This is a genomic window from Kaistia hirudinis, from assembly GCF_014196455.1.
Lineage (GTDB): Bacteria > Pseudomonadota > Alphaproteobacteria > Rhizobiales > Kaistiaceae > Kaistia > Kaistia hirudinis.
In genome coordinates this window covers 615,258-636,343 of the sequence record NZ_JACIDS010000003.1, presented here as the reverse complement: position 1 = coordinate 636,343, position 21,086 = coordinate 615,258, and the positions used below count along the sequence as shown (strand labels likewise).

Genomic DNA, 21,086 nt, shown 5'->3' with positions numbered 1-21,086 from the left:
AGAACGGGCTATGTACTGAGGGAGCCTGTCCCACGCCGCATCGGCCGAGCCGATCGGCCTTCCCCAGCCCTTGCGAGCCCATGCTTCTCACCAGCGATCCCGTCAACGCCTTCGTCGATTATCCGGCCGTGGAGGTCACGGCTGCATCGTCCGGTCCCCTCGCGGGGCTGACCCTCGCCGTGAAGGATCTCTACGACGTCGTCGGCTATCCGACCGGCGGCGGTCATCCGCTGTTTCGCCAGCAAAGCTCGATCAAGACGGAGAATGCGCCGGCGGTCCAGAAGCTGCTCGATGCCGGCGCGCGCTTCGTCGGCAAGACGCACACGGACGAGTTCGCCTATTCGATGAATGGCGAGAACTTCCACTACGGCACGCCGATCAATGTGCGCGCGCCCGGGCGCATTCCCGGCGGCTCGTCGTCCGGCTCGGCGGCGGCGACCTCGGCGGGCCTGGTGGATTTCGCGCTCGGCACCGATACGGGCGGCTCCGTCCGGGCGCCCGCCTCCTATAACGGGCTGATCGGGCTTCGCCCGACGCATGGGCGGATCGACATTTCCGGCGTGCTGCCGCTCGCCGAGACATTCGACACGGTCGGCTGGTTCGCGCGCGATATCGACACCTTCGCCCGGGTCGGCGACGTGCTGCTCGGCGAGGATGCCGGCGGTCCGCCGCTGACGCGCTTCATCGTCGGCGACGACATTCACGCCCTGCTGCTCGGCGACATCGAGGAAGCGGCCGTGCGCAGCGCCAGCCCGCGGATCGCGGCGCATCTGGAGCCGGCCGGCGCCGTGATGGTGTCCGATGACGGCCTCGCCGCCTGGCGCATGATCTTCCGCACCATGCAGGCCTATGAAGCCTGGCAGGCGAACGGCGCCTGGATCACGGCCAACAACCCGGTCTTCGGCCCGGGCGTGCGCGAGCGCTTCGAATGGGCGAGCCGCGTCACCGCCGAGGACTACGCGGCCGCCGGGCAGCGCCGCAGCCATGTGCGCGAGCGGCTCACCGGCCTGCTCGGCGACGATACGGTGCTCGCCATTCCGACGACGCCGAGCATCGCGCCGCTGCGCAATCTCCCCAGCGACGACCTCGAATCCTATCGCAACCGCGCCCTTTCGATGCTCTGCTCGTCCGGCCTTTCGGGATTGCCCCAGATCAGCCTGCCGATCGCCGACATGGATGGCTGCCCGCTCGGCGTCTCGCTGGTGGCGCCCGCCGGCCGCGACAAGGCGCTGATCGACATCGCCCGGCGGATTCTCGCCGGCTGAGCCGCCGGCGGGATGTTGCGGCACGATCGCGGCCCTGCAAGCAAGACGAGGACTTCCATCATCTCCGGCACGCTATAGTATCGCGCGGATGGACACGCTCACCCGCATGCGGACTTTCGTCGAAGTGGTCGAAGCCGGAGGCTTCTCGGCCGCGGCGCGCAAGATGGGCCGCTCGAAGGCGCTCATCTCGAAATATGTGCGCGAGCTCGAGGACGAGCTCGGCGCGCGCCTGCTGAACCGCACGACGCGGACGCTGTCGCTCACCGAGGTCGGCCAGACCTATGCGCGCGACGCGACGGAAATCCTGCAGCGCATCGACGATCTGCAGAACTCCGTCGGCGACGCTCATGCGGCGGCGCGTGGCCGCCTCAAGGTCAGCGCGCCCCGGACCTTCGGCGACGGCGAACTCGGCCGCGCCATCATGGACTTCGTGGTGAGCGAGCCTGGCATCACGCTGGAACTCCACCTCGAAGACCGGTTCGTCGACCTCGTCGACGAGGGCTTCGACGTCGCGATCCGAATCACCTCGCTGACCGATTCGAGCCTGATCGCGCGCCGTCTCGCCGCCTTCCGCATCATGATCTGCGCCAGCCCCGAGGTCATCGAACGCTATGGCCTGCCGGAGGTGCCGTCCGACCTCTCCAGCAAGCCCTGCATCATCGACACCAATGTCGGCTATCGCAGCAACTGGCCCTTCATGGTCGATGGCGAGCGCGTCGCCGTGGGCGTCAAGGGCCGCGTCGAGGTGAACAGCCCGAACGCCGCCCGCCTCGCCGGACTGGCCGGCCTCGGCTTCGTGATCGTGCCCTATCTCGTCGTGAAGGACGATCTGCGCAACGGACGGCTCGTCGCCGTGCTCGAGGCCTATGAGCCGGCGAGCGTCGCGATCCACGCGGTCTATCCGCACCGGCGCCATCTCTCCGGCAAGGTGCGGGCCTTCATCGACTTTCTCGTCAAATGGTTCGAGACGAACACTCCCCCCGGCGGCGCCTGCTGAGCTGACACGATCCGGCCGCAGTTCTGCGCGATCTGATAATTCCCCAAACGATAGGCGACCGTGAATGCTCCGAATAGGCTTCGCGCTCCTCATGCTGATCGCGGCCACCGGCCTCGCCTCGGCGCATCCCCACGTCTTCGTGGATGCCAAGGAAGAAATCGTTTTCGACGAGCAGGGCCGGATGACGGCGATCCGCCATATCTGGCAGTTCGACGAGGCGTTCACCGCCTTCGCGATCCAGGGCCTCGACGCCAATGGCGACGGCAAGCTCTCGGATGAGGAGCTGCAGCCCCTCGCCAAGGTCAATGTGGATTCACTCAAGGATTACAACTACTTCACCTTGCTCAAGGTGAACGGCAAGCACGTCCCGGTGAAGTTCCCGAGCGAATACTGGCTGGACTTCCACGATGGCCGCCTGACGCTGTTCTATACGCTGCCGCTCAAGACGCCGACGGCACCGGGGCTGACCACGACGCTCGAGGTGTTCGACCCCGAATATTTCGTCGCCTTCAATTTCGTGAAGGACCATACGATCCATCTCGCCGGTGCGCCCGCCAATTGTCAGGCGACCTACCGTCCGCCGCATGAACTCGACGACGCGACCATGGCGCAGCTCGCCGCGATCCCGATGGATCAGCGCGACCTGCCGCCGGAGCTCGCCGATGCGGCATCGAGCCTTGCGAGCCTCATCACGGTGAAATGCTCATGAGACGCCTGCCGGCTGCGCTCGCCCTCATGGCGATCCCCGGCCTCGCCTTCGCCGCGAGCAGCCCGTTCGGCATAGCGACGCCGGACGGCTCCGGCTCCGTCGCCTGGGCGGGGCCGTTCAAGGGCTTCTTCATCTGGGTCGCCGCGCAGCAGGCCGCCTTCTATCACCAGCTCACCGCAGCGCTGAAGCTCCTGACCGAGAGCGGCCACGCCGCGCTGATCCTGGTCGCGATCTCCTTCGCCTATGGCGTCTTCCACGCCGTCGGCCCCGGCCATGGCAAGGCGGTGATCTCGTCCTATCTGCTGGCGAGCGGCGACACGCTGAAACGCGGCATCGCGATCTCCTTCGCCTCCGCCTTCGTGCAGGCGCTGACGGCGATCGTCGTCGTCAGCATCGGCACGCTGGTCCTGAACGTGACCGCGGTGACGATGACACGCGCGACCGACGCGCTGGAGATCGCGAGCTACGCGATGGTGGCGCTCTGCGGCCTCTGGCTGCTGTGGTCGCGGCTGAAGCCTGTGGAACGGCGGACGGCCGGCGCCGGCGCGCCCGTGCATGTCCATGATGCCCATTGCATCCACAATCTCAGCTTCTCGACCAATGGCGCCATGAGCACGGCCGCGGTCTCGTCCACATCGTTCTCCTGCGATTGCGGCCATGCCCACACGCCGGACCCGTCGACGCTGACCGGACCGCTGACCTTTCGCAATGCGCTCGCGGCGATCCTCGCGGTCGGCATCCGGCCCTGCTCGGGCGCGATCATCGTGCTCGTTTTCGCGATCTCGCAGCGGCTCTATTGGGCCGGCATCCTGTCGGTTCTGATGATGGCGCTCGGCACCGGCGTCACGGTCGCAGCGCTGGCGACCATGGCCGTCAAGGCGAAGGATCTGGCGCTGCGTTTCTCGGCCGAAGGTTCGAATGGCCGGCTGCGCATCCTGCGCGGCCTCGAGCTTGCCGCGTCGGCGGGCATCCTGCTCTTCGGTCTGGTGATGCTGGGCGGCGCCATCGCCGCCGCCTGACCGGCGCTATTCGGCCGCAGCGAGGCCCGGCGTGCGGGCCATGCGCTCGCGCATCGCCTCGCCGAAGGCGCGGAAGAGACGGCCCGAGGGCGCGTCGGTCGCCACCCAGAATTCCGGATGCCACTGGACGCCGACGGCAAATCCCGCCGCATCGGTGACGCTGACCGCCTCGATGGTTCCGTCAGGCGCGACCGCCTCGATGGAGAGGCCATCGGCGAGGCGCAGCACCGCCTGACGGTGGAGCGAGTTCACGCGGATCACGCCGTCGCCGAGGATGCGGCCGAGGCAACTGCCCGTCGCCACGACCACGTCCTGGCGGATGGCGAAGCGCTCGCTCTGGTCGGTCGATTCCGGCGAGCGGTGGTCGACGCGGCCGGGCACCTTGTGGACCTCCGGCACGAGCGTGCCGCCCAGCGCGACGTTGAGTTCCTGGAAGCCGCGGCAGATCGCCAGCAGCGGCACGCCATGGCGGATCGCCGCGCGGATCAGCGGCAGCGTCGTCTGGTCGCGCGCGATGTCATAGGGCTCGGCCACCGGATCAGGCGTCTCGCCATAGAATTCGGGGAAGACGTTCGAGCGGGCGCCGGTCAGCAGCACGCCGTCGACGCGCTGGAGCAAAGCGTCGAAATCGAGCACGTCGCCGAGCGAGGGCACGATCAGCGGGATGCCGCCGAGGCCGATGGTCACGGCCTTCAGATAGGTCTCGGGGGCCGCATGCCAGCGATATCCGTCCGCATCACGGACATCGGCGCTGACGGCGACGATCGGGGGGCGATGGCCGGCGGCACCGGCGGTGGGAGCGGCTGCGATCATGGCCCTGAATTATACCGGATGGAGCGTCTTGGCGAGAGAACAGCGTCACGAAAGGCGCCGCGCGGGAGCAAGAAAAGACCCGCCCCGCGCGGTGCGGCGCCTTATGGCGCCGGCCTGATCCGGCCCTCGACCGTCGGGGCGATCGTCTTCTTCGCCGTGATATAATCGATGACCTGGCTCGCCATCAGCTGAGCGTCGATCGGGCCGATCAATTGCCCGGCCTCGCGCAGCACCGCATAGCCGTCGCCGCCATTGGCCATGAAGTCATTGGTCGCGAGCGTATAGGTCGCCGACAGGTCGAGCGGCTTGTCGCCGACTTTGACGGCGAGGACGCGTTCGCGCGGCGGCTTCGCAAGATCGACATCGACCGTGAGGCCCGAGACCTGCGGGAAGCGGCCGGCGCCCTGATCGGCCTGGCTGAAGCCGTTCACCAGCGCGGCGCGGAGCTGCTCGCCCGTCACCGAGAGCTTCACCGTCTTGTTGCCGAAGGGCAGCTCGGCAAAGATGTCGGCGCGCGTCAGCACGGTGCCGGCCGGATATTCGCGGTCCGCCCGGATGCCGCCGCCATTGGTGATCGCGACATCGGCGCCGACAGCAGCGCGCATCGCATCGGCGAAGAGATCGCCGATAGCCGCCTCCTCCCCGCGCACCGTGGCCCGGCGGCTGTCGAGCGGCGTGGTGGTGGTGCCGATATCGACCTTCAGCGCCGCGTCGAGCTTGTCCTGATACGCCTTCACGACCGCCGCGATCTTCGGATCGGGCGTAACGGTGGCGCTGTCGACGATGTCGAAGGCCGGACGCCAGGTCACGCGCGTCTTGCCGTCCTTCACCTCCTTGTCGACCGTGACGCGGGTCACGACGATATCGTCGGCCTGCGAGCCCGATTCCGTGAGAACGGTCTTGCCGTCATAGAAGGTCATCAGATGCTCGTCATGGCCGGAGAAGACGAGATCGGCGGCGTGGGCGCGGACGAGGGCGATATCGACCGGCAGCGGCGTGTGCACGACCGCCACCACGAGATCGGCGCCAGCTTCGCGCAGCGCCTTCGCCTTGGCCTTGGCGGTCTCGATCGACGACTTGAACACCATGTCGCCGGGGCTGGAGACGATCGGCGTATCCTCCGTCGTCAGGCCGTAGAAGGCGATCTTGATGCCGTCGACGTCGACGATCCGCTCATCCAGCGTGCCCGGCGGCTGGCTTCCATCCGCCTCGCGCATGTTGGAGGTGAGAACAGGGAACTTCGCCTCGGCGATCCGATCGTGGAAATTGTCCTTGCCGAAGTCGAACTCGTGATTGCCCGGCGTCATGGCATCGACGCCCATCTGATTGAGGATGTCGATGATATGGGCGCCCTTGTCGATGCCGGACAGCAGCGAGGGCGACAGCGTATCGCCGGAATGGACGAAGAAGGTCGGACCCTCGGCGCGCTCCGCGCCAATGACGGCGGCAAGGCGCGCGAAACCGCCGCGGCCCTTCTCTTCCTGCATGCGATCAATGTCGTTGGTCTGGACGAAGCGCAGCGTGACCGTCTCGGCGAGCGCGGCGGTCGACAGCAGGGATGCGAGCGCAAGGACGCTCAGCCGAAGTCGGATTCGGGCGGACATGGCATGATCTCCGTTCGATCGGCCCCGGCCTCAGGGCCTCTTGCTCGCGAGCTTAGCGCGAGTTTGCGACGCGCGCTTCACGCCTTTGCCGCAACGCACCGATTGGCCCTTCGCGCGGGGGCGATCGGGCGCTAGATAGATTCAAATGAACCACACTCCCGCCAGCGCGCTCCCGCCCGGCCACCCGCCCGTCGCCTTCGGCAAGGTGGGCGTCCTGCTCGTCAATCTCGGTACACCGGACGCGACCGACTATTGGTCGATGCGGCGATATCTGAAGGAATTTCTCTCCGACCGGCGCGTCATCGAGCTGCCGCGCCACCTCTGGTGGCCGCTGCTCAATCTCGTGATCCTGACCACCCGGCCGAAGCGCTCGGGCCATGCCTATGCGTCGATCTGGAATACCGAGCGCAATGAGTCGCCGCTGCGGACCATCACCCGTGCCCAGGCGGAGAAGCTCGCCCCGGCCTTCGCCGGCGATGTCGTCGTCGACTGGGCGATGCGCTACGGCACACCGGCGATCGGCGAGCGGATCGAGGCGCTCAAGGCGGCCGGCTGCGAGCGCATCCTGATCATGCCGCTCTATCCGCAATATTCCGCGGCGACCACGGCGACGGTGAACGACAAGGCCTTCGAGACGCTGCAGAAGATGCGCTGGCAGCCGGCGCTCAGGACGCTGCCGCCCTATCACGACGATCCCGTCTATATCGACGCGCTCGCCCGCTCGATCGAGCGCTCGGTCGCCGCGCTGGATTTCGAGCCGGAATGCGTGCTGGCCTCGTTCCACGGCCTGCCGAAATCCTATTTCCTGAAGGGCGACCCCTATCACTGCCACTGCCAGAAGACGACCCGCCTGCTGCGCGAGCGCCTGGGCTGGAGCGCGGACCGGCTGCGGCTCACCTTCCAGTCGCGGTTCGGCAAGGCGGAGTGGCTGAAGCCCTATACCGACGAGACCGTCGCCGCGCTCGCCAAGGGCGGTATGCGCCGCCTCGCCGTCGCCTCCCCCGGCTTCGCGGCCGATTGCGTCGAGACGCTGGAGGAGATCGGCATGCAGAATGCCGAGATCTTCCATGAGCATGGCGGCGAGAAGTTTGCGGCCCTCCCCTGCCTGAACGACAGTCCGGAGGGCATCGTCCTCCTGGAGCACCTCGCCCGCCGCGAGCTCTCCGGCTGGATCTGAGGCACCGCCCTCCCGGCTCAAATTGCGGTTGCAACTCTTCAGCGAGACGCTTAATCCTTCCAAGCTTCTTGCTGGAGTGCTTGAGATTATCGGGATGAATTCGGTGCACCGGCCCTGTCTATTCCGACTGACAGGCTGGCGATGACGATCCTTGCAAGGGATGAGCGCTCCGTTCCATTGGCACCGGAAGCCTCCACGAACTATTCGATCAAGCGACCTTGCCAGCTGAACGCCGGGACATTGTATCTGATCGTCGCCCGACGGGACGAGAACGCTTCGGGCCGTGAGCGCGCCCCCCTGCCCTTCGGTATGCAGAATAGAGCGGCGCGCCCGGCCGGAATCAGTGGAACGCCGGTGGCGCTGGTGCTAGACGAAGCGCGGCTTCGAAGCCTCGATCCTCGGCGGCGCAATCGGATCGGCCGGAACGCAGCAGGCTGGGCCGAGTTGATGTCCAGCATCGCCATGTCCCGGTCTGCCCGGTGCGGGTGGCGGAGGCCGGGGCCGGCGATCTCCGATGGGGCGGTGATCCGTCGCGATGGCAGCGCAGATGTCGCATCGGCGCGTGGTCGGTTCGTTCCCGCGAGATTGCGCGCGGATGCAGGGGTACGGTCTTGATGTGGGATGTGGTCTGGAGCTGGGACGGTTGGCACTGGATCATCGTCGGTATCGCCCTCGTGCTCCTCGGCCTGATCCTCGCGGACGGCGTGGTCGGATGGCTGGGCGTCGCGGCGGTGTTCGTGGGGCTGATCGCTCTCGTGCTCCCGCTGCCGCTGCAGGCGCAGTTCGCGGTCTATGCCTTTCTTGCCCTGGTCCTGGTCTATGTGGCGCGCCGCATTCTCGTCCTGCGTGAGATCCGCGGCGACCCGCTGCGCCTCAACGACCGCTCCCGCCGCCTCCGCGGCCATGTCTATCCCCTGTCCGAGCCGATCATCAACGGCGTCGGGCGCATTCGTGTCGATGATTTCACATGGGGCGTCGCCGGGCCCGACCAGCCGGCCGGGACCCTGGTCCAGGTCACCGGCCATGATGGCACGCTCCTGACCGTCAAGCCGCCCCAGGACTGACCCGGGACCGATCGCCAGGCCCGTTCGAGGCCTCGCGGAATGGCTGAACGGCCTGCGCGTCAGGCGACGCCGAGGCGCAGCAGGTCGTGGACGTGCAGGATGCCGACCGGCCGCCCGTCCTCGACCACGAAGAAGGCCGTGATCGCGGTGCGGTTGAGGAGCTCGATCGCCGAGCCGACCAGCATGTCCGGCGGGATGGTCTTGGGATTGCGCGTCATCACCGCCTCGACCGGCCTCCCGAGAAGATCCGGGCCGAAGTGACGGCGGAGGTCGCCATCGGTGATGATGCCGACAATGCGGCCGTCGCCATCCAGGACGCCGACGCAGCCGAGGGACTTCTCCGTCATCACGGCCAAGGCGCGGTCCATCGCCTCGCCGAGCGCGATCAGCGGCATCGCATCGCCCTGATGCATGACCTCACGGACGAAATGGAGGCTGGCGCCGAGGCTGCCGCCGGGATGAAACAGGCGGAAATCCTGGGCCGAGAAACCGCGCGATTCGAGCAGCGCGATCGCCAGCGCGTCGCCGAGCGCCAGTTGCATGACGGCCGAAGTCGTCGGCGCCAGGCCATGCGGGCAGGCCTCTTCAGCGCGCGGCATCAGCAGCACATGGTTCGCCTGGCGGGCGAGCGAGCTCGTGGGGATCGACGTCATGGCCACGAAGGGAATGCGGAAGCGGCCGGCATATTCGACGACGGCCTTGAGTTCGCCCGTCTCGCCCGACCAGGAAATGGCGAGGATCACGTCGTCGCGCGTCACCATGCCGAGGTCGCCATGGCTCGCCTCGGCGGCATGGACGAAGAAGGCTGGCGTTCCGGTCGAGGCCAGCGTCGCGGCGATCTTGACGCCGACATGCCCGCTCTTGCCGACGCCGGTGACGATGACGCGGCCACGCGTCGTGCGGATCATGTCGACCACGGCGACGAAGCTGCGCCCGAGTTCGCCCGAGAGCGCCTCGGACAGGACGTCCAGGCCCGCGCGTTCGCTGGCCAGCGTCCGCCGGCCCGATTCGATGGCGTCGATGTCGTCGGCCGGGAAGGGCCGCACCGAACTCTTCATGTCCGGCTCCACTTGGTTTCCACCGCCGGCTTTTAACACGATGGCCGTGACGTGGCGCAGGAAATGCGACGACGGCCGGGGCCGGGGCGCGGGAAGGTTCTCTTAACCATCTGTGTTTACGATTCGGCAACCAAATGGTCCCGCCTGCCGGGTCGCCTCGCCAACGGAAGACGGAACGCGCAATGCGCCCCCTGCTCCGGCTCCACGCCCTAGCCGCGCTCCTCGTCGCGCTCGGCACGGGGTCGGCTGCCCGGGCGCAGGAGGCTGAGGCGCCGCCGATCTGGTTCGATACGCAGGACGATTTCTCGCAATTGCGCGGCACAGATCCCGGCGCGCCGGTTGCCATCGATTCGGGGCCCGGAACGAGTGTCGGCACCGCCCCAACCGAGAGCGAGGACGGGAAGCCGCAGCGCGCCGCGCCGCAGGCACCCATCACAGACGAGGCGGCGGAGGGCCCGGCGCAGCGCAAGCGGTCCAGCGCCCCGGACGGCAGTGACTATGAGCCGCTCGGCATCCGCCTCGGCGCCTTCATCCTGCGTCCGGCGATCGAGTTCCGCACGGGCTACACCAGCAATGCCGCCGGCTCGCCGACAGGCGGGCCCTCCGGCGTCCTGGCGGTCGCGCCCGATGTGAGCCTCCAGTCGGACTGGTCCGAGCACCAACTCGGCTTCCGCCTCAAGGGCGCTTACAATTATTACACCGACACGAGCGTGGCGGCCGATCCGACGCTGTATGTCGAAGCCAATGGCCGGATCGACCTGCCGGATGACTGGGCGCTGCGGCTGAAGGCGGACTACGACTATCAAAAGGACGCGATCACCGTCCTCGGCTATCCGATTGACGCGAACAACCCGTCGGGCGTGAACACCTTCGACGGCGGCGCCACGCTCGACGGCTCGTTCGGCCGCGTGCTGGTCGAGTTGCGCGGCACGGCGACCTATACCGGCTATGAGGCGGCGACGCTCGCCGGGCAGGTCATCGACCAGTCCTATCGCGACAACACCCTCGTCAGCGGCGCGGTGCGCGTCGGCTATCAGGCGACACCGGCCATCGCGCCGTTCGTCGAGACGCAGCTGACGGGTCGCACCTTCGCGCAGCCGATCGACGCTTTCGGCTACGGCCGCGATAGTAACGGCATCACGATCCGCGGCGGCCTGCAATATTCCGCCGACCCGGTGCTCAAGGGCGAGATCGCGCTCGGCTGGCATCGCGAGAATTATGTCGACGCGGCCTATCCGTCCTTCGACGCGCCGACGATCGACGCCTCGTTGGTCTGGTCGCCCTCGCCGCTGACGCAGATCAATTTCGTCGCATCGACCTCCATCGACCCGGCGGACGACCTGACGGCCTCGAGCACGCTGGTCTACGATCTTGCTTTGTCGGCGCAGCGCTACATCCGCGAGAACTTCACCATCGAAGGCGATATCGGCTGGCAGCGGCAGCACTATATCGGCACCGACCTCTCGAACATCACTTACGAAGCCGGCATCGGCGCGACGTGGAAGCTCAACCGCACGGCCTGGATCGTGGGACGGCTGGCGCAGGAATATTATGCGAGCGCCGCGCCGGGCGGCGACTATCCGACGACCACGGCGACGATCGGCCTGCGGCTCCAGCGCTGACGCGCCGCGACGAGCGCGGATCAGGTCGGATCCGGCGGGAAACTTGCATGGTGCTATGATCCTTTGCCGTGTCATCAACCCGACACGATCTTCCGTTATGGGAAGGCATCATGGCGTTTAACCATCGCAAAACCATCACCTTTCGCCTCGCCCAGACGGCCCGCGCCGCGCGCGGCCGGTCCGGCGGCCATCTGATCCGGATCGGACTGCATCCGGGCCAGGAAAGCGTCCTCAAGGCGCTGGCCGAGCAGGACGGACTGACGATGAGCCAGCTGGCCCAGACGCTGGCAGTCCAGCCACCCACGGTCACCAAGATGGTGAGCCGGCTGGCGGCACAGGGCTATGTCGAGCGCCGCGCCTCCAAGGGCGACGGCCGGCAGGCGCATGTCTTCCTCACCGAACAGGGCCGCGATACGATCGCCGATGTCGATCGCGGCTGGAAGCGGCTGGAAAAAGAGGCGCTCGCCGGCATCGACGAGAAGGACGTGAAGCGGCTGCGCAAGCTTCTCCGCCAGATCGAGCGCAACCTCACCGCCTCGCATGAGAGCGCGGACGACCAGCCCGAGGACGAGCCCGAGGCCGAGGACGTCGAGATTGCCGCGGTGCCGGCCGCTTGAGGCGCCGCCGCCGATCTGGTTGACTGGCGGGCGATGATACCCCGCCGGACGCAGCGCGCCGGACCGCCCCTTCCCCGGAGCTTCGATGCCTCCCCCGCCTCTGGCCGCGAACCCCGCGCATCGCCTGCGCGGCATCGCGATCTACTGCTGCACGATGCTGGCCTTCGCCTGCCTCGATGCGTCGGCGAAATATGCGGGGCGCTATCTGCCGGCTCTCGAAGTCGCCTGGGTCCGCTTCCTCGTCCATGTCGCCCTGGCCCTCGCCATCTTGCGGCCGTGGCGTGACTGGGCGCCGTACCGGACCAATCGCCTCTTCCTCCAGGTGGTGCGCAGCTTCTGCCTGGTCGGCTCGACGATCTTCAATTTCTGGGCGCTGCAAAGCCTGCAGCTCGACCAGACCGTATCGATCGGCTTCTCCGGCCCCTTCCTGATCGCGGCGCTGGCGGGGCCGGTGCTCGGCGAATGGGCGGGACCGCATCGCTGGGCGTCGATCGCCGTCGGCTTCGTCGGCGTTCTCGTCATCACCATGCCGGGCTTCGGCGATGTGAAACCGGCCGTGCTGCTTTCGCTCACGGGAACGGTTTCCTACGCATTCTATATCCTCCTGACGCGCCTCCTGTCGGGAACGGAGACCAGCGCCTCCATGCTGCTGCTCTCGGCCGTCGTCCCGGCGATCGCTCTGGCGCCGGTGGCCGTACCGGTCACCGTCGCGCCGCCGAACATGATCGTCGTCTTCTGCCTGTTCATGACCGGTTTCTGCGGGCTTTTCGGCCATTGGTGCGTGATCGCGGCGCACAAGCTCGCACCGGCGCCGGTGCTGGCGCCGTTCATGTATACGCAGATCATCTGGATGATCATCCTCGGCTATCTGGTCTTCGGCGATACGCCTTCGCCGCGCACGCTGGCCGGAACCGCGATCATCGTCGCGAGCGGCCTCTACCTGCTCTATCGCGAGAGCCGCCGCGGCCCGACCCACGTCACCAGCACGCTCGACGACGCCTGAGCCGCGGCCTTCAACCGCTTGACAAGCGCCGGCCCATGATTAACCTGATCGTTAATTAACCGATCAGCTAAATCAATGTCGGCCCCGCGCCGACGACCGCTTCCTGGGAGGAACACTTGCTGACCCTGCCGAAATATATCGACCGCCCGGCGCAGCCCTATGCGGCGATCCGCGCGCTCGTGACCATGAAGACCATCGACGAGATCGCGCCCGGCCGCATCGAGGCCCTCTTTCGCCGGCTCGGCGAGCGCGGCATCACGCCGGCCGGACCGCTGTTCTTCCGCTATCTGGCGATCGACATGGATGCCGATCTGGAGATCGACTTCGGCGTGGCCGTGGCGGAGCCCATCGCGCCGGACGAGGTGCTCGTCGCCGGCACCATCCCCGGCGGGCGCTATGCGAGCGTCACCTATTTCGGCCCCTATGACGACCTCTACGACGTCAACACCGTCATGATCGGCTTTGCCAGGCAGCGCGGCCTGCTTTTCGATCAGCATGTCGAAGGAACGAGCGATGTCTTCGGCGGGCGTTTCGAGATCTATCACACCGACCCGAAGGCCGAACCGGACCCGTCGAAATGGGAAACGGAGCTCGCGATCCGGCTGGCCGATCAGGGCTAGCGCCATGCAGCGTTTCGCGAAACGGCCCGCCAGATCTAGGACGGAATCGTTCCGGCGGCACGCTCCAGACCATTGGCTTCGAGCCGATCCTTGAGCCGCATCAGGATCGACTCGCATTCGCCGCGGCTGAGCGGGTTCGAGTCGAACAGTTCGAGGCTGCGCATGCCTTCCACGACCAGGAAGGAAATCAAGGCGAGGTCCGCCTCGGGCGCCTTGCGCAGGCAATCGACGATGCGCACATTGTGGGCCCGGATCGGGTCGAGCAGGCTCGGCGTCTCGGCGATGGCGGCGAGAAACCCTTGGGCGCCTCCGGCCTTGCGCGGCGATGCAGTGCAATAGGAGCGAAGGAGGCCGATCGCGATCGCGTTGCCGTCCTGCGGCGGCGCCTCGGCCGAGATGCCGGCCGCCGTCTCGATTGCCGCGAGATGGCTTTCAACGATCGCCTGCAGCAGCGCCTGCTTGGTCGGGAAATGATAGAGCAGGCCGCCCTTGGAGATGCCGGCCCGCTCGGCGACGGCGTCGAGGGACAGATGGGCCGGCCCCACGTCGTGGGCCACGGCGAGCGCCGCATCGAGGATGCGCTGGCGCGCGTTCTTCCGCTCTCCCTTGCCTCGGGAGGCCGTGCGCTTCTCGCTCGTGATTTCGTGCATCCTACCGTTGCCGTTTGGTCATCAAGCCCGACCAATTTCGGAACGCTGCAACGCAGCACATTGACAGTACCGTCCGGACGGTACACTAATTCCCGCTGCTCGATCAAGGACGCCGTGCCCTCCCTTGCGTCCGAGCCAGCGAAAGCGCCCTCCGGCGGTCGGAGTGCCAGAACGGAACTGCCCCCATGAAGCGGACCATAATCGCCACGATCTTTCTCGTCCTCGTGGCTGCCCTCTGCGGCCTGCTGATCTTCATGAACGTCTTCTTCGACAAGGCGACGGCGCAGTTCTTCGCCAATATGAAGCAGCCGGTCGTCACGATCTCGGCAGAGGAACTGAAGCCGACGACCTGGGAGCCCGGCATCGAAGCCGTCGGCACGGTCGCCGCTTTCCAGGGCGTCGACATTGCGGTCCAGGCGGGCGGCATCGTCAAGCAGATCCTGTTCAAGGCCAATGACCGCGTGAAGGAAGGCCAGCTCCTGGTGCAAATCGACGACGCCGTCGACCGCGCCGGCCTGCTCTCCGCCAAGACATCCGTGTCCGTCGGCCAGGATGCGCTCGACCGCGCGCAGCAGCTGCTCGACCGCAAGGTCGGCACGATCGCGTCGCTGCAGGACGCCCAGAACAATCTCGACAAGGCCAAGGGCCAGTTGCAGCAGATCGAGGCGACCGTCGACCAGAAGGCGATCAAGGCGCCCTTCGCCGGCACGATCGGTATTCCGAAGATCGATGTCGGCCAGTACGTCCAGCCTGGCACGATCGTCGCGACGCTGCAGGATCTCGATACGATGAAGGTCAACTTCACCGTGCCCGAGCAGCGCCTCGCCTCGCTCAAGATCGGCCAGCCGGCCAAGTTCGGCCTCGACGAGAACAATCTGAACTTCACCGGCGAGATCACCGGCATCGATCCCAAGATCGACCCCGCCTCGCGCCTCGTGACCGTGCAGGCGCGCGTCGCCAATGCCGACGGCACGCTGCGTCCGGGTCAGTTCATCCATGTCCGCGTGCAGCTGCCGGCCGAGCCGAACATCCTCGCCGTTCCGCAGACGGCGGTGACGATCAGCCTCTATGGCACCTATGTCTATGTCGTCGACAAGGCACCGCCGCCACCCGCCGCCAAGGAGGGCGAGAAGCCGGCCGAAGGTGCCGCCGCCCCGGCTCCCGCAGCCGGCGCCGCTCCGGACCTCGTCGCCAAGCAGGTCTTCGTGAAGACCGGCCGGCGCTCGGATGGCTGGATCGAGCTGCTCGACGGCGTCAAGGCGGGCGACATGATCGTCACCTCCGGCCAGAACAAGCTTTCGCCCGGCAGCCCCGTGGCGATCGATCCCTCGGGCACCCCGCCGATGGGCGCGGTTGAGAAGGCGGGCTCCGTCACGCCATGAATTTCTCGGAAATCTTCATTCGCCGACCGGTCCTCACGACCGTCGTCAGCCTCCTGATCCTGCTGCTCGGCGCGCAGGGCATCCTCAACATGTCGATCCGGCAGTATCCGAAGGTCGACGAGACGGTGATCACGATCACCACGGCGTATCCGGGCGCGAGCGCGGACGTCATCCAGGGGTTCATCACCTCGACCATCACCAAGTCGGTCTCGTCAGCCGAAGGCGTCGACTATGTGACGTCGAAGTCGGCACTCGGCCTGTCGACCGTCTCGGTCTACATGCGCCTCAACACCGATCCCGACAAGGCGCTGACCGAGGTCATTGCCAAGGTGCAGCAGGTCCGCGGCGACCTTCCGACCGAGGCCAAGGACCCCGTCATCCAGAAGGGCACGGGCTTCACCTTCGCGCTCATGTATCTGGCGGCGCGCTCGAAGACGATGAACACGCAGCAGCTCACGGACTACCTGATCCGCGTGATCCAGCCGCGTTTCGCCACCGTCAACGGCGTTGCCAATGCCGAGGTGCTGGGCGCTCAGGAATTCGCCATGCGCGTCTGGCTCGACCCGACCGCCATGGCGGCCCGCAAGGTCACCGCGACCGAGGTGCTGGCGGCCATCCAGGGCTCCAACTTCCTCTCGGCGCCCGGCAAGACCAAGAACGAGTACTACGCCTATTCGATCGAGGCGAAGACGACGCTGCAGGATCCGGACACGTTCGGCGAGCTGCCCGTCCGTGCCAATGGCGACGAAGTCGTCCGCCTGCACGACATTGCCCGGATCGAGCTCGCCGCAGCGTCCAACGACACGCGGGTGCGCTTCAACGGCGAGGAGGGCGTGTTCCTCGGCATCTACCAGACGCCGTCGGCCAACCCGCTCGACGTCTCGGCGGGCGTCAGGGCTGAGCTTCCGCTCATCCAGTCGTCGCTCCCGGCCGGCATGGATATCGTGCTCGTCTACGACTCGACTGAGGCGATCAGTGCCTCGATCGAGGAGGTGCTGCACACGATCCTCGAGGCCGCGGCAATCGTCGTCGTGGTGATCCTGCTGTTCCTCGGCTCGTTCCGGTCGGTCATCATCCCGATCGTGACGATCCCGCTGTCGCTGATCGGCGTCTGCTTCATCCTCTGGGCGCTCGGCTACTCGCTGAACACACTGACGCTCCTCGCGATGGTGCTGGCGATCGGCCTCGTCGTCGACGACGCCATCGTCGTGGTGGAGAATATCCATCGCCATATCGAGGAAGGTCTCGCCCCGATGGAGGCGGCGATCGTTGGCATGCGCGAGATCTTCGGCGCCGTGGTCTCGATGACGATCACGCTCGCCGCGGTCTATGCGCCAATCGCCTTCACGCAGGGCGTCACCGGAGCGCTCTTCCGGGAGTTCTCGCTGACGCTGGCCGGCGCCGTGATCCTGTCCGGCTTCGTCGCCGTCACCGTCTCCCCGATGATGGCGGCGCGCATCCTGAAGCCGGGCGGCGGCAAGCTGCAGCACTTCGTCGATCGCATCTTCGAGCGGTTCGGCAACTGGTATGCGCGCCGTCTCGACGGCTCGCTGAAGGTGCGCCCGATCACCTTGCTGATGGTGGCCGTGATCCTCGGCACGCTCGTCTACCTCTTCACCAGCACCAAGTCGGAGCTGGCGCCCGAGGAAGATCAGGGCGCGATGTTTGCGGTCGTCAATGCGCCGCAATATGCGACGGTCGACTACACGCAGCATTACGTGGACCAGATCGCGCAGAAGACGAAGGATATCCCCGAGCGTGACGCGCTGTTCTCGATCTCCGGATCGGGCTCCGCCAACTCGGCCTTCTCCGGCCTCGTGCTCAAGCCCTGGAGCCAGCGTACGCGGACCCAGGCCGAGATCCAGCAGGAGGTGCAGGGGCTGCTCAACCAGGTGGCCGGCGTTCAGTCCTTCGTGTTTGGCGTCCCCTCGCTGCCGGGCACCGGCGGCGGCCTGCCGATCCAGATCGTGATCCAGTCGACCGCCGCTGCCGACCGCGTCTATCAGGTCGCTGAGACGATCCTCGGCCGTGCCATGGGCTCGGGCAAGTTCATCATCGTGCAGAACTCGCTGTCCTTCGACACGCCGAAGGTCAACGTCACGATCGATCGTGCCCGTGCCGCCGCGCTCGGTGTTTCCGTCGCGGATATCGGCAACACGCTGACGCTGCTCGTGGGCGAGAACGGCATCTCGAAGTTCGACCGGGAGTCGCGCGCCTACGACATCATCACGCAGGTGCCGCAGAAGTACCGCATGAATCCGGAGAGCCTCGGCACCTTCTTCGTGCGGGCGCAATCCGGCGACATGGTGCCGCTGTCCTCGGTGGTGTCGATCGATACGGTCGGCTCTGCGCCGGCGATCGAGCAGTTCAACCAGCTCAACTCGGCGACGCTCTCCGCGCTGCCGGTGCCCGGTGTCACGTCGGGCCAGGGCCTCGCTGAACTGCAGCAGATCGCCAAGGAAGTCATGCCGCAGGGCTTCTTCCTCGAATATGCCGGCCAGTCGCGCACGGAAATCGAGACCGGCAACACGCTGCTCATCGTGTTCGGCCTCGCCATCGTCGTGATCTATCTGGTGCTCGCCGCCCAGTTCGAGAGCTTCCGCGACCCGCTCATCATCATGATGTCGGTGCCGCTGTCGATCTTCGGCGCGGTGGCGGTGCTGAACGTCTGCTCGCGGCTCGGCAATTTCGTGCCGGCGCTATCGGGCGGAACGATCAACATCTACAGCCAGGTGGGTCTGATCACGCTGGTCGGCCTGATCACCAAGCACGGCATCCTGATGGTGGAGTTCGCCAACCAGCAGCGCGAGCTGCGCGGTCTCGGCAAGCGCGAGGCGATCATCGAGGCCGCCCGGGTGCGCCTGCGTCCGATCCTGATGACGACGGCGGCCATGGTGTTCGGCGTCGTGCCGCTGATCACCTCGGTGGGCGCCGGCGCCAAGGCACGCTTCGCGATGGGTATCGTCATCGCCTCGGGCATGTCGATCGGTACGATCTTCACGCTCTTCGTGGTGCCGATGTTCTACACGCTGCTGTCGAGCGAGCATAAGCAGCATACGGACGGCAGCGCGCCGGCCACGCCGCATGCGCCGCCCCCGGCCGGCCCCGCGCCGACCGCCGAGCCCGCCGCAGCGCATTGACGCGGCGCAGCAATCGCAGGACGATGAGAAAGGCCGGCTTCGCCGGCCTTTTTCTTGATCTGTGTCCTGGCCCGGCCGCGAAGCGGCGGGCCGATTGTCGAACCAGAGGGATATGCGGGATGTTGAAGCGTTTGGCTCTTTCGGCGGCGCTGTTGGCCGCTGTCGCGGGCTTTGCCCGGGCCGAGGACGTGACGGACAAGCTCAAGACGTCGGCGGCGGAGGTTCTGGCGCGCCCTGCGGCCGACTATGTCGAGAGCCGCGTCGAGATCAAGCGCGGCGACGCGACGATCGTCGGCACGCTCACCCTGCCCAAGGGCGCCGAGAAGCCGCCCGTCGTGCTGCTGCTGCACGGCTTCACGGGATCGCGTGACGAACTGCCGATCGAAGGCACCAAGGAAGGCGTGTTCTCGCGCACGGCGCATATCCTCGCCGCGCGTGGCCTGGCGAGCCTCCGCATCGATTTCACCGGCTCGGGCGAGAGCTCGGGCAAGTGGGAGGACATGACCCCGCAGGGCGAGATCGTCGATGCGCTCGCCGCCTTCGACTGGCTGAAGACCCAGACGAATATCGACCCGGCCAAGATCCACGTGCTGGGCTGGAGCCTCGGCGGCCTCGTTGCCGCCCATGTCGCGGCCGAACGCCCGGTCGTCACGGCGACGCTGTGGGCGCCGGCCAGCAACGCGCTCTACAATTTCAGCCATTTCCTCGGCAGCGAAGCCGTCGAGAAGGCGATTGCCTCGGCCGATCCCGACGCGGTCATCGAGATCAAGCTGCCCTGGGGCGCCACGACCAAGCTCAAGGCCCGCTTCTTCCAGTCGCTGGTGACGGTCGATCCGGTCGCTGCGATCTCGCATTACAGCGGCCCGCTGCTGGTCATCGTCGGCACCAAGGATACCGTCGTGACGCCGCAGCCCTTCGCGGGCGAATCCTTCCTCGCCTATCACGACGGCCCGGAGGGGCTGATGGTGCTGCCGACCGACCACGCTTTCGACGCCTTCACCGGCCCGCAGACCGTCGACCTGATGGCGGCGGCGAGCCTCGCCTTCATCGAAGGAAAATGAGCCGCGCGCGGCGGCCGGCGGCCGCACCGGGTTCGCCCGGCGCTGCCGTCCCCGCCGGCGCCGTCACGCCGGGGCGCATCTTCCTTGAGTTCCTGCGCCTCGGCCTCACCGCCTTCGGCGGCCCGGTCGCCCATATCGGCTATTTCCGCGAGCGCTTCGTCGCCCGGCTGAAATGGCTCGACGAGCCGGCCTTCGCCGATCTCGTCGCGCTCTGCCAGTTCCTCCCCGGCCCCGCCTCGAGCCAGCTCGGCATGGCGATCGGCCTCTCGCGCGGCGGCTTTGCCGGCGCGCTCGCCGCCTTCATCGGCTTCACAGCGCCCTCCGCGCTCGCCATGACGCTGATCGGCCTCGCCGTCGCGGCATCGGGATCCGCCGGGATCGACCGCGGCGTCATCGGCGCGCTCGCCATCGTCGCGCTCGCCGTCGTCGCCGAGGCGGTGCGCGGCATGGCCGTGTCGCTGGCGAGCGGCCGGCTGCATGCGGGAATCGCGCTCGCCGCCGCCGCCCTTGCGCTGGCCGTTCCGCTCGGCGCCGTCCAGATCCTGATCCTCGTTCTCGGCGGCCTGGCCGGCTGGCGCCTCGATCCGGCAACGCCGCCGCATGTCCGCCAGGGCGCGGCCGTGCCGGTGACGCGGAGGACCGGCGCCGTGCTCATGGCACTCTTCTTCCTGCTGCTCGCCGGCCTGCCGCTCGCTGCGCATCTGGCACCGACGCCCGCACTCGTCCTCGCCGATGCATTCTACCGCGCTGGCGCGCTGGTCTTCGGCGGCGGCCATGTCGTGCTGCCCATGCTGCAGAGCGCCGTGGTCGACAAGGGGCTCGTTCCGGATGCAGCCTTCGTGGCGGGCTATGGCGCGGTTCAGGCGATGCCGGGGCCGCTGTTCACCCTTGCCGCCTTCCTCGGCGCCGTCGCGGCGGTGCCGGGCCCGATCTCCGGCGCGCTGCTCGCGACGCTCGCGATCTTCCTGCCGGCCTTCCTGCTGGTGACGGGCGTGCTGCCGTTCTGGCTGCGCCTGCGCTCCAACGCCGCCTGCCGCAAGGCGCTCGCGGGCGTCAATGCCGCCGTGGTCGGCCTGCTCGGCGCGGCGCTCTATGACCCCGTCTTCGTGACGGCGGTCCATAATGGGCGCGATCTCGCTGCCGCGGTGTTCTGCTACGCGCTGATCACCGCGGGCCGGGTCCCGGTCTTCATCGTCGTGCCGCTGGCGGCGCTCGCCGGCTATCTGCTGCGATAGGGATCGGCGCCACCGGCCGCCGAAGGACGCGGGTAGGGACTGCGTCACGG

Annotated in this window: 18 protein-coding genes; 14 read left to right on the top strand and 4 right to left on the bottom strand. The window is 67.3% G+C overall.

Annotation, left to right across the window (positions count from 1 at the left end; genetic code table 11):
* Window positions 1-80: 80 nt before the first annotated feature.
* The 4 genes from GGR25_RS12975 (at window position 81) to GGR25_RS12960 (ending at window position 3,990) form a co-directional block, all read left to right on the top strand.
* Window positions 81-1,265, top strand: coding sequence for an amidase (locus GGR25_RS12975; protein WP_183399196.1), 1,185 nt, complete (start codon window positions 81-83; stop codon window positions 1,263-1,265).
* A gap of 88 nt (window positions 1,266-1,353) precedes the next feature.
* A complete protein-coding gene (locus tag GGR25_RS12970; RefSeq protein WP_183399195.1) occupies window positions 1,354-2,262 on the top strand; it encodes a LysR family transcriptional regulator in 909 nt (302 codons plus the stop codon).
* A 64-nt stretch (window positions 2,263-2,326) separates the two neighbouring features.
* Window positions 2,327-2,971 (top strand): DUF1007 family protein, encoded by a 645-nt coding sequence (locus GGR25_RS12965; protein WP_183399194.1) that lies wholly within the window; start codon window positions 2,327-2,329, stop codon window positions 2,969-2,971.
* The gene (locus GGR25_RS12960) at window positions 2,968-3,990 is read left to right on the top strand and encodes a nickel/cobalt transporter (RefSeq protein ID WP_183399193.1); all 1,023 of its coding nucleotides are present in this window, start codon (window positions 2,968-2,970) and stop codon (window positions 3,988-3,990) included. Before GGR25_RS12965 ends, GGR25_RS12960 begins: the two co-directional genes overlap by 4 nt.
* 6 nt (window positions 3,991-3,996) lie before the next feature.
* On the opposite strand, the gene GGR25_RS12955 is transcribed toward GGR25_RS12960, so the two are convergent.
* Window positions 3,997-4,803 carry a gamma-glutamyl-gamma-aminobutyrate hydrolase family protein gene (locus GGR25_RS12955; protein ID WP_183399192.1) on the bottom strand — a complete coding sequence of 269 codons (807 nt, stop codon included), beginning with the start codon at window positions 4,801-4,803 and terminating at the stop codon, window positions 3,997-3,999.
* Window positions 4,804-4,904: 101 nt separating this feature from the next.
* The gene (locus GGR25_RS12950) at window positions 4,905-6,407 is read right to left on the bottom strand and encodes a bifunctional metallophosphatase/5'-nucleotidase (protein ID WP_183399191.1); all 1,503 of its coding nucleotides are present in this window, start codon (window positions 6,405-6,407) and stop codon (window positions 4,905-4,907) included.
* Window positions 6,408-6,552: 145 nt separating this feature from the next.
* On the opposite strand from GGR25_RS12950, the gene hemH reads away from it, so the two are divergent.
* The gene (hemH, locus tag GGR25_RS12945; protein ID WP_183399190.1) at window positions 6,553-7,584 is read left to right on the top strand and encodes a ferrochelatase; all 1,032 of its coding nucleotides are present in this window, start codon (window positions 6,553-6,555) and stop codon (window positions 7,582-7,584) included.
* Between the two features lie 614 nt (window positions 7,585-8,198).
* Window positions 8,199-8,648, top strand: coding sequence for an NfeD family protein (locus GGR25_RS12940; RefSeq protein WP_183399189.1), 450 nt, complete (start codon window positions 8,199-8,201; stop codon window positions 8,646-8,648).
* A 59-nt stretch (window positions 8,649-8,707) separates the two neighbouring features.
* Here the strand turns inward: GGR25_RS12940 and GGR25_RS12935 are convergent, their stop codons facing one another.
* Complete coding sequence (locus tag GGR25_RS12935; protein ID WP_183399188.1) at window positions 8,708-9,706, bottom strand: KpsF/GutQ family sugar-phosphate isomerase; 999 nt, start codon at window positions 9,704-9,706, stop codon at window positions 8,708-8,710.
* A gap of 182 nt (window positions 9,707-9,888) precedes the next feature.
* On the opposite strand from GGR25_RS12935, the gene GGR25_RS12930 reads away from it, so the two are divergent.
* The 4 genes from GGR25_RS12930 (at window position 9,889) to GGR25_RS12915 (ending at window position 13,568) form a co-directional block, all read left to right on the top strand.
* Window positions 9,889-11,328 (top strand): outer membrane beta-barrel protein, encoded by a 1,440-nt coding sequence (locus GGR25_RS12930; RefSeq protein WP_183399187.1) that lies wholly within the window; start codon window positions 9,889-9,891, stop codon window positions 11,326-11,328.
* 110 nt (window positions 11,329-11,438) lie between these two features.
* A complete protein-coding gene (locus GGR25_RS12925; RefSeq protein WP_183399186.1) occupies window positions 11,439-11,945 on the top strand; it encodes a MarR family winged helix-turn-helix transcriptional regulator in 507 nt (168 codons plus the stop codon).
* An 85-nt stretch (window positions 11,946-12,030) separates the two neighbouring features.
* On the top strand, window positions 12,031-12,948 hold the full coding sequence (locus GGR25_RS12920; protein WP_183399185.1) for a DMT family transporter: 918 nt from the start codon (window positions 12,031-12,033) through the stop codon (window positions 12,946-12,948).
* Between the two features lie 116 nt (window positions 12,949-13,064).
* A complete protein-coding gene (locus GGR25_RS12915; protein ID WP_183399184.1) occupies window positions 13,065-13,568 on the top strand; it encodes a GyrI-like domain-containing protein in 504 nt (167 codons plus the stop codon).
* Between the two features lie 35 nt (window positions 13,569-13,603).
* On the opposite strand, the gene GGR25_RS12910 is transcribed toward GGR25_RS12915, so the two are convergent.
* Window positions 13,604-14,218, bottom strand: coding sequence for a TetR/AcrR family transcriptional regulator (locus GGR25_RS12910; protein ID WP_183399183.1), 615 nt, complete (start codon window positions 14,216-14,218; stop codon window positions 13,604-13,606).
* Window positions 14,219-14,403: 185 nt separating this feature from the next.
* Between GGR25_RS12910 and GGR25_RS12905 the strand changes: the two genes are divergently transcribed.
* The 4 genes from GGR25_RS12905 (at window position 14,404) to chrA (ending at window position 21,036) form a co-directional block, all read left to right on the top strand.
* Window positions 14,404-15,600 (top strand): efflux RND transporter periplasmic adaptor subunit, encoded by a 1,197-nt coding sequence (locus GGR25_RS12905; protein WP_183399182.1) that lies wholly within the window; start codon window positions 14,404-14,406, stop codon window positions 15,598-15,600.
* Window positions 15,597-18,740, top strand: a complete 3,144-nt coding sequence (locus tag GGR25_RS12900; protein ID WP_183399181.1) for an efflux RND transporter permease subunit — start codon at window positions 15,597-15,599, stop codon at window positions 18,738-18,740. The genes GGR25_RS12905 and GGR25_RS12900 overlap by 4 nt, the downstream gene beginning before the upstream one ends.
* Before the next feature lie 119 nt (window positions 18,741-18,859).
* Entirely contained in the window at window positions 18,860-19,801 is a 942-nt protein-coding gene (locus tag GGR25_RS12895) for an alpha/beta hydrolase family protein (protein WP_183399180.1), read from the top strand.
* A complete protein-coding gene (gene chrA / locus GGR25_RS12890) occupies window positions 19,798-21,036 on the top strand; it encodes a chromate efflux transporter (RefSeq protein ID WP_183399179.1) in 1,239 nt (412 codons plus the stop codon). Before GGR25_RS12895 ends, chrA begins: the two co-directional genes overlap by 4 nt.
* Window positions 21,037-21,086 lie beyond the last annotated feature (50 nt).

Bases quoted from the DNA above. Each gene is read 5' to 3' on its own strand.
- GGR25_RS12905 (WP_183399182.1), top strand. From the start codon at position 14,404: ATGAAGCGGACCATAATCGCCACGATCTTTCTCGTCCTCGTGGCTGCC.
- GGR25_RS12960 (WP_183399193.1), top strand. From the start codon at position 2,968: ATGAGACGCCTGCCGGCTGCGCTCGCCCTCATGGCGATCCCCGGCCTC.
- GGR25_RS12965 (WP_183399194.1), top strand. From the start codon at position 2,327: ATGCTCCGAATAGGCTTCGCGCTCCTCATGCTGATCGCGGCCACCGGC.
- GGR25_RS12910 (WP_183399183.1), bottom strand. From the start codon at position 14,218: ATGCACGAAATCACGAGCGAGAAGCGCACGGCCTCCCGAGGCAAGGGA.
- GGR25_RS12950 (WP_183399191.1), bottom strand. From the start codon at position 6,407: ATGTCCGCCCGAATCCGACTTCGGCTGAGCGTCCTTGCGCTCGCATCC.
- GGR25_RS12925 (WP_183399186.1), top strand. From the start codon at position 11,439: ATGGCGTTTAACCATCGCAAAACCATCACCTTTCGCCTCGCCCAGACG.
- chrA (WP_183399179.1), top strand. From the start codon at position 19,798: ATGAGCCGCGCGCGGCGGCCGGCGGCCGCACCGGGTTCGCCCGGCGCT.
- GGR25_RS12955 (WP_183399192.1), bottom strand. From the start codon at position 4,803: ATGATCGCAGCCGCTCCCACCGCCGGTGCCGCCGGCCATCGCCCCCCG.
- GGR25_RS12975 (WP_183399196.1), top strand. From the start codon at position 81: ATGCTTCTCACCAGCGATCCCGTCAACGCCTTCGTCGATTATCCGGCC.
- GGR25_RS12930 (WP_183399187.1), top strand. From the start codon at position 9,889: ATGCGCCCCCTGCTCCGGCTCCACGCCCTAGCCGCGCTCCTCGTCGCG.
- GGR25_RS12895 (WP_183399180.1), top strand. From the start codon at position 18,860: ATGTTGAAGCGTTTGGCTCTTTCGGCGGCGCTGTTGGCCGCTGTCGCG.
- GGR25_RS12920 (WP_183399185.1), top strand. From the start codon at position 12,031: ATGCCTCCCCCGCCTCTGGCCGCGAACCCCGCGCATCGCCTGCGCGGC.
- GGR25_RS12940 (WP_183399189.1), top strand. From the start codon at position 8,199: ATGTGGGATGTGGTCTGGAGCTGGGACGGTTGGCACTGGATCATCGTC.
- hemH (WP_183399190.1), top strand. From the start codon at position 6,553: ATGAACCACACTCCCGCCAGCGCGCTCCCGCCCGGCCACCCGCCCGTC.
- GGR25_RS12900 (WP_183399181.1), top strand. From the start codon at position 15,597: ATGAATTTCTCGGAAATCTTCATTCGCCGACCGGTCCTCACGACCGTC.
- GGR25_RS12935 (WP_183399188.1), bottom strand. From the start codon at position 9,706: ATGAAGAGTTCGGTGCGGCCCTTCCCGGCCGACGACATCGACGCCATC.
- GGR25_RS12970 (WP_183399195.1), top strand. From the start codon at position 1,354: ATGGACACGCTCACCCGCATGCGGACTTTCGTCGAAGTGGTCGAAGCC.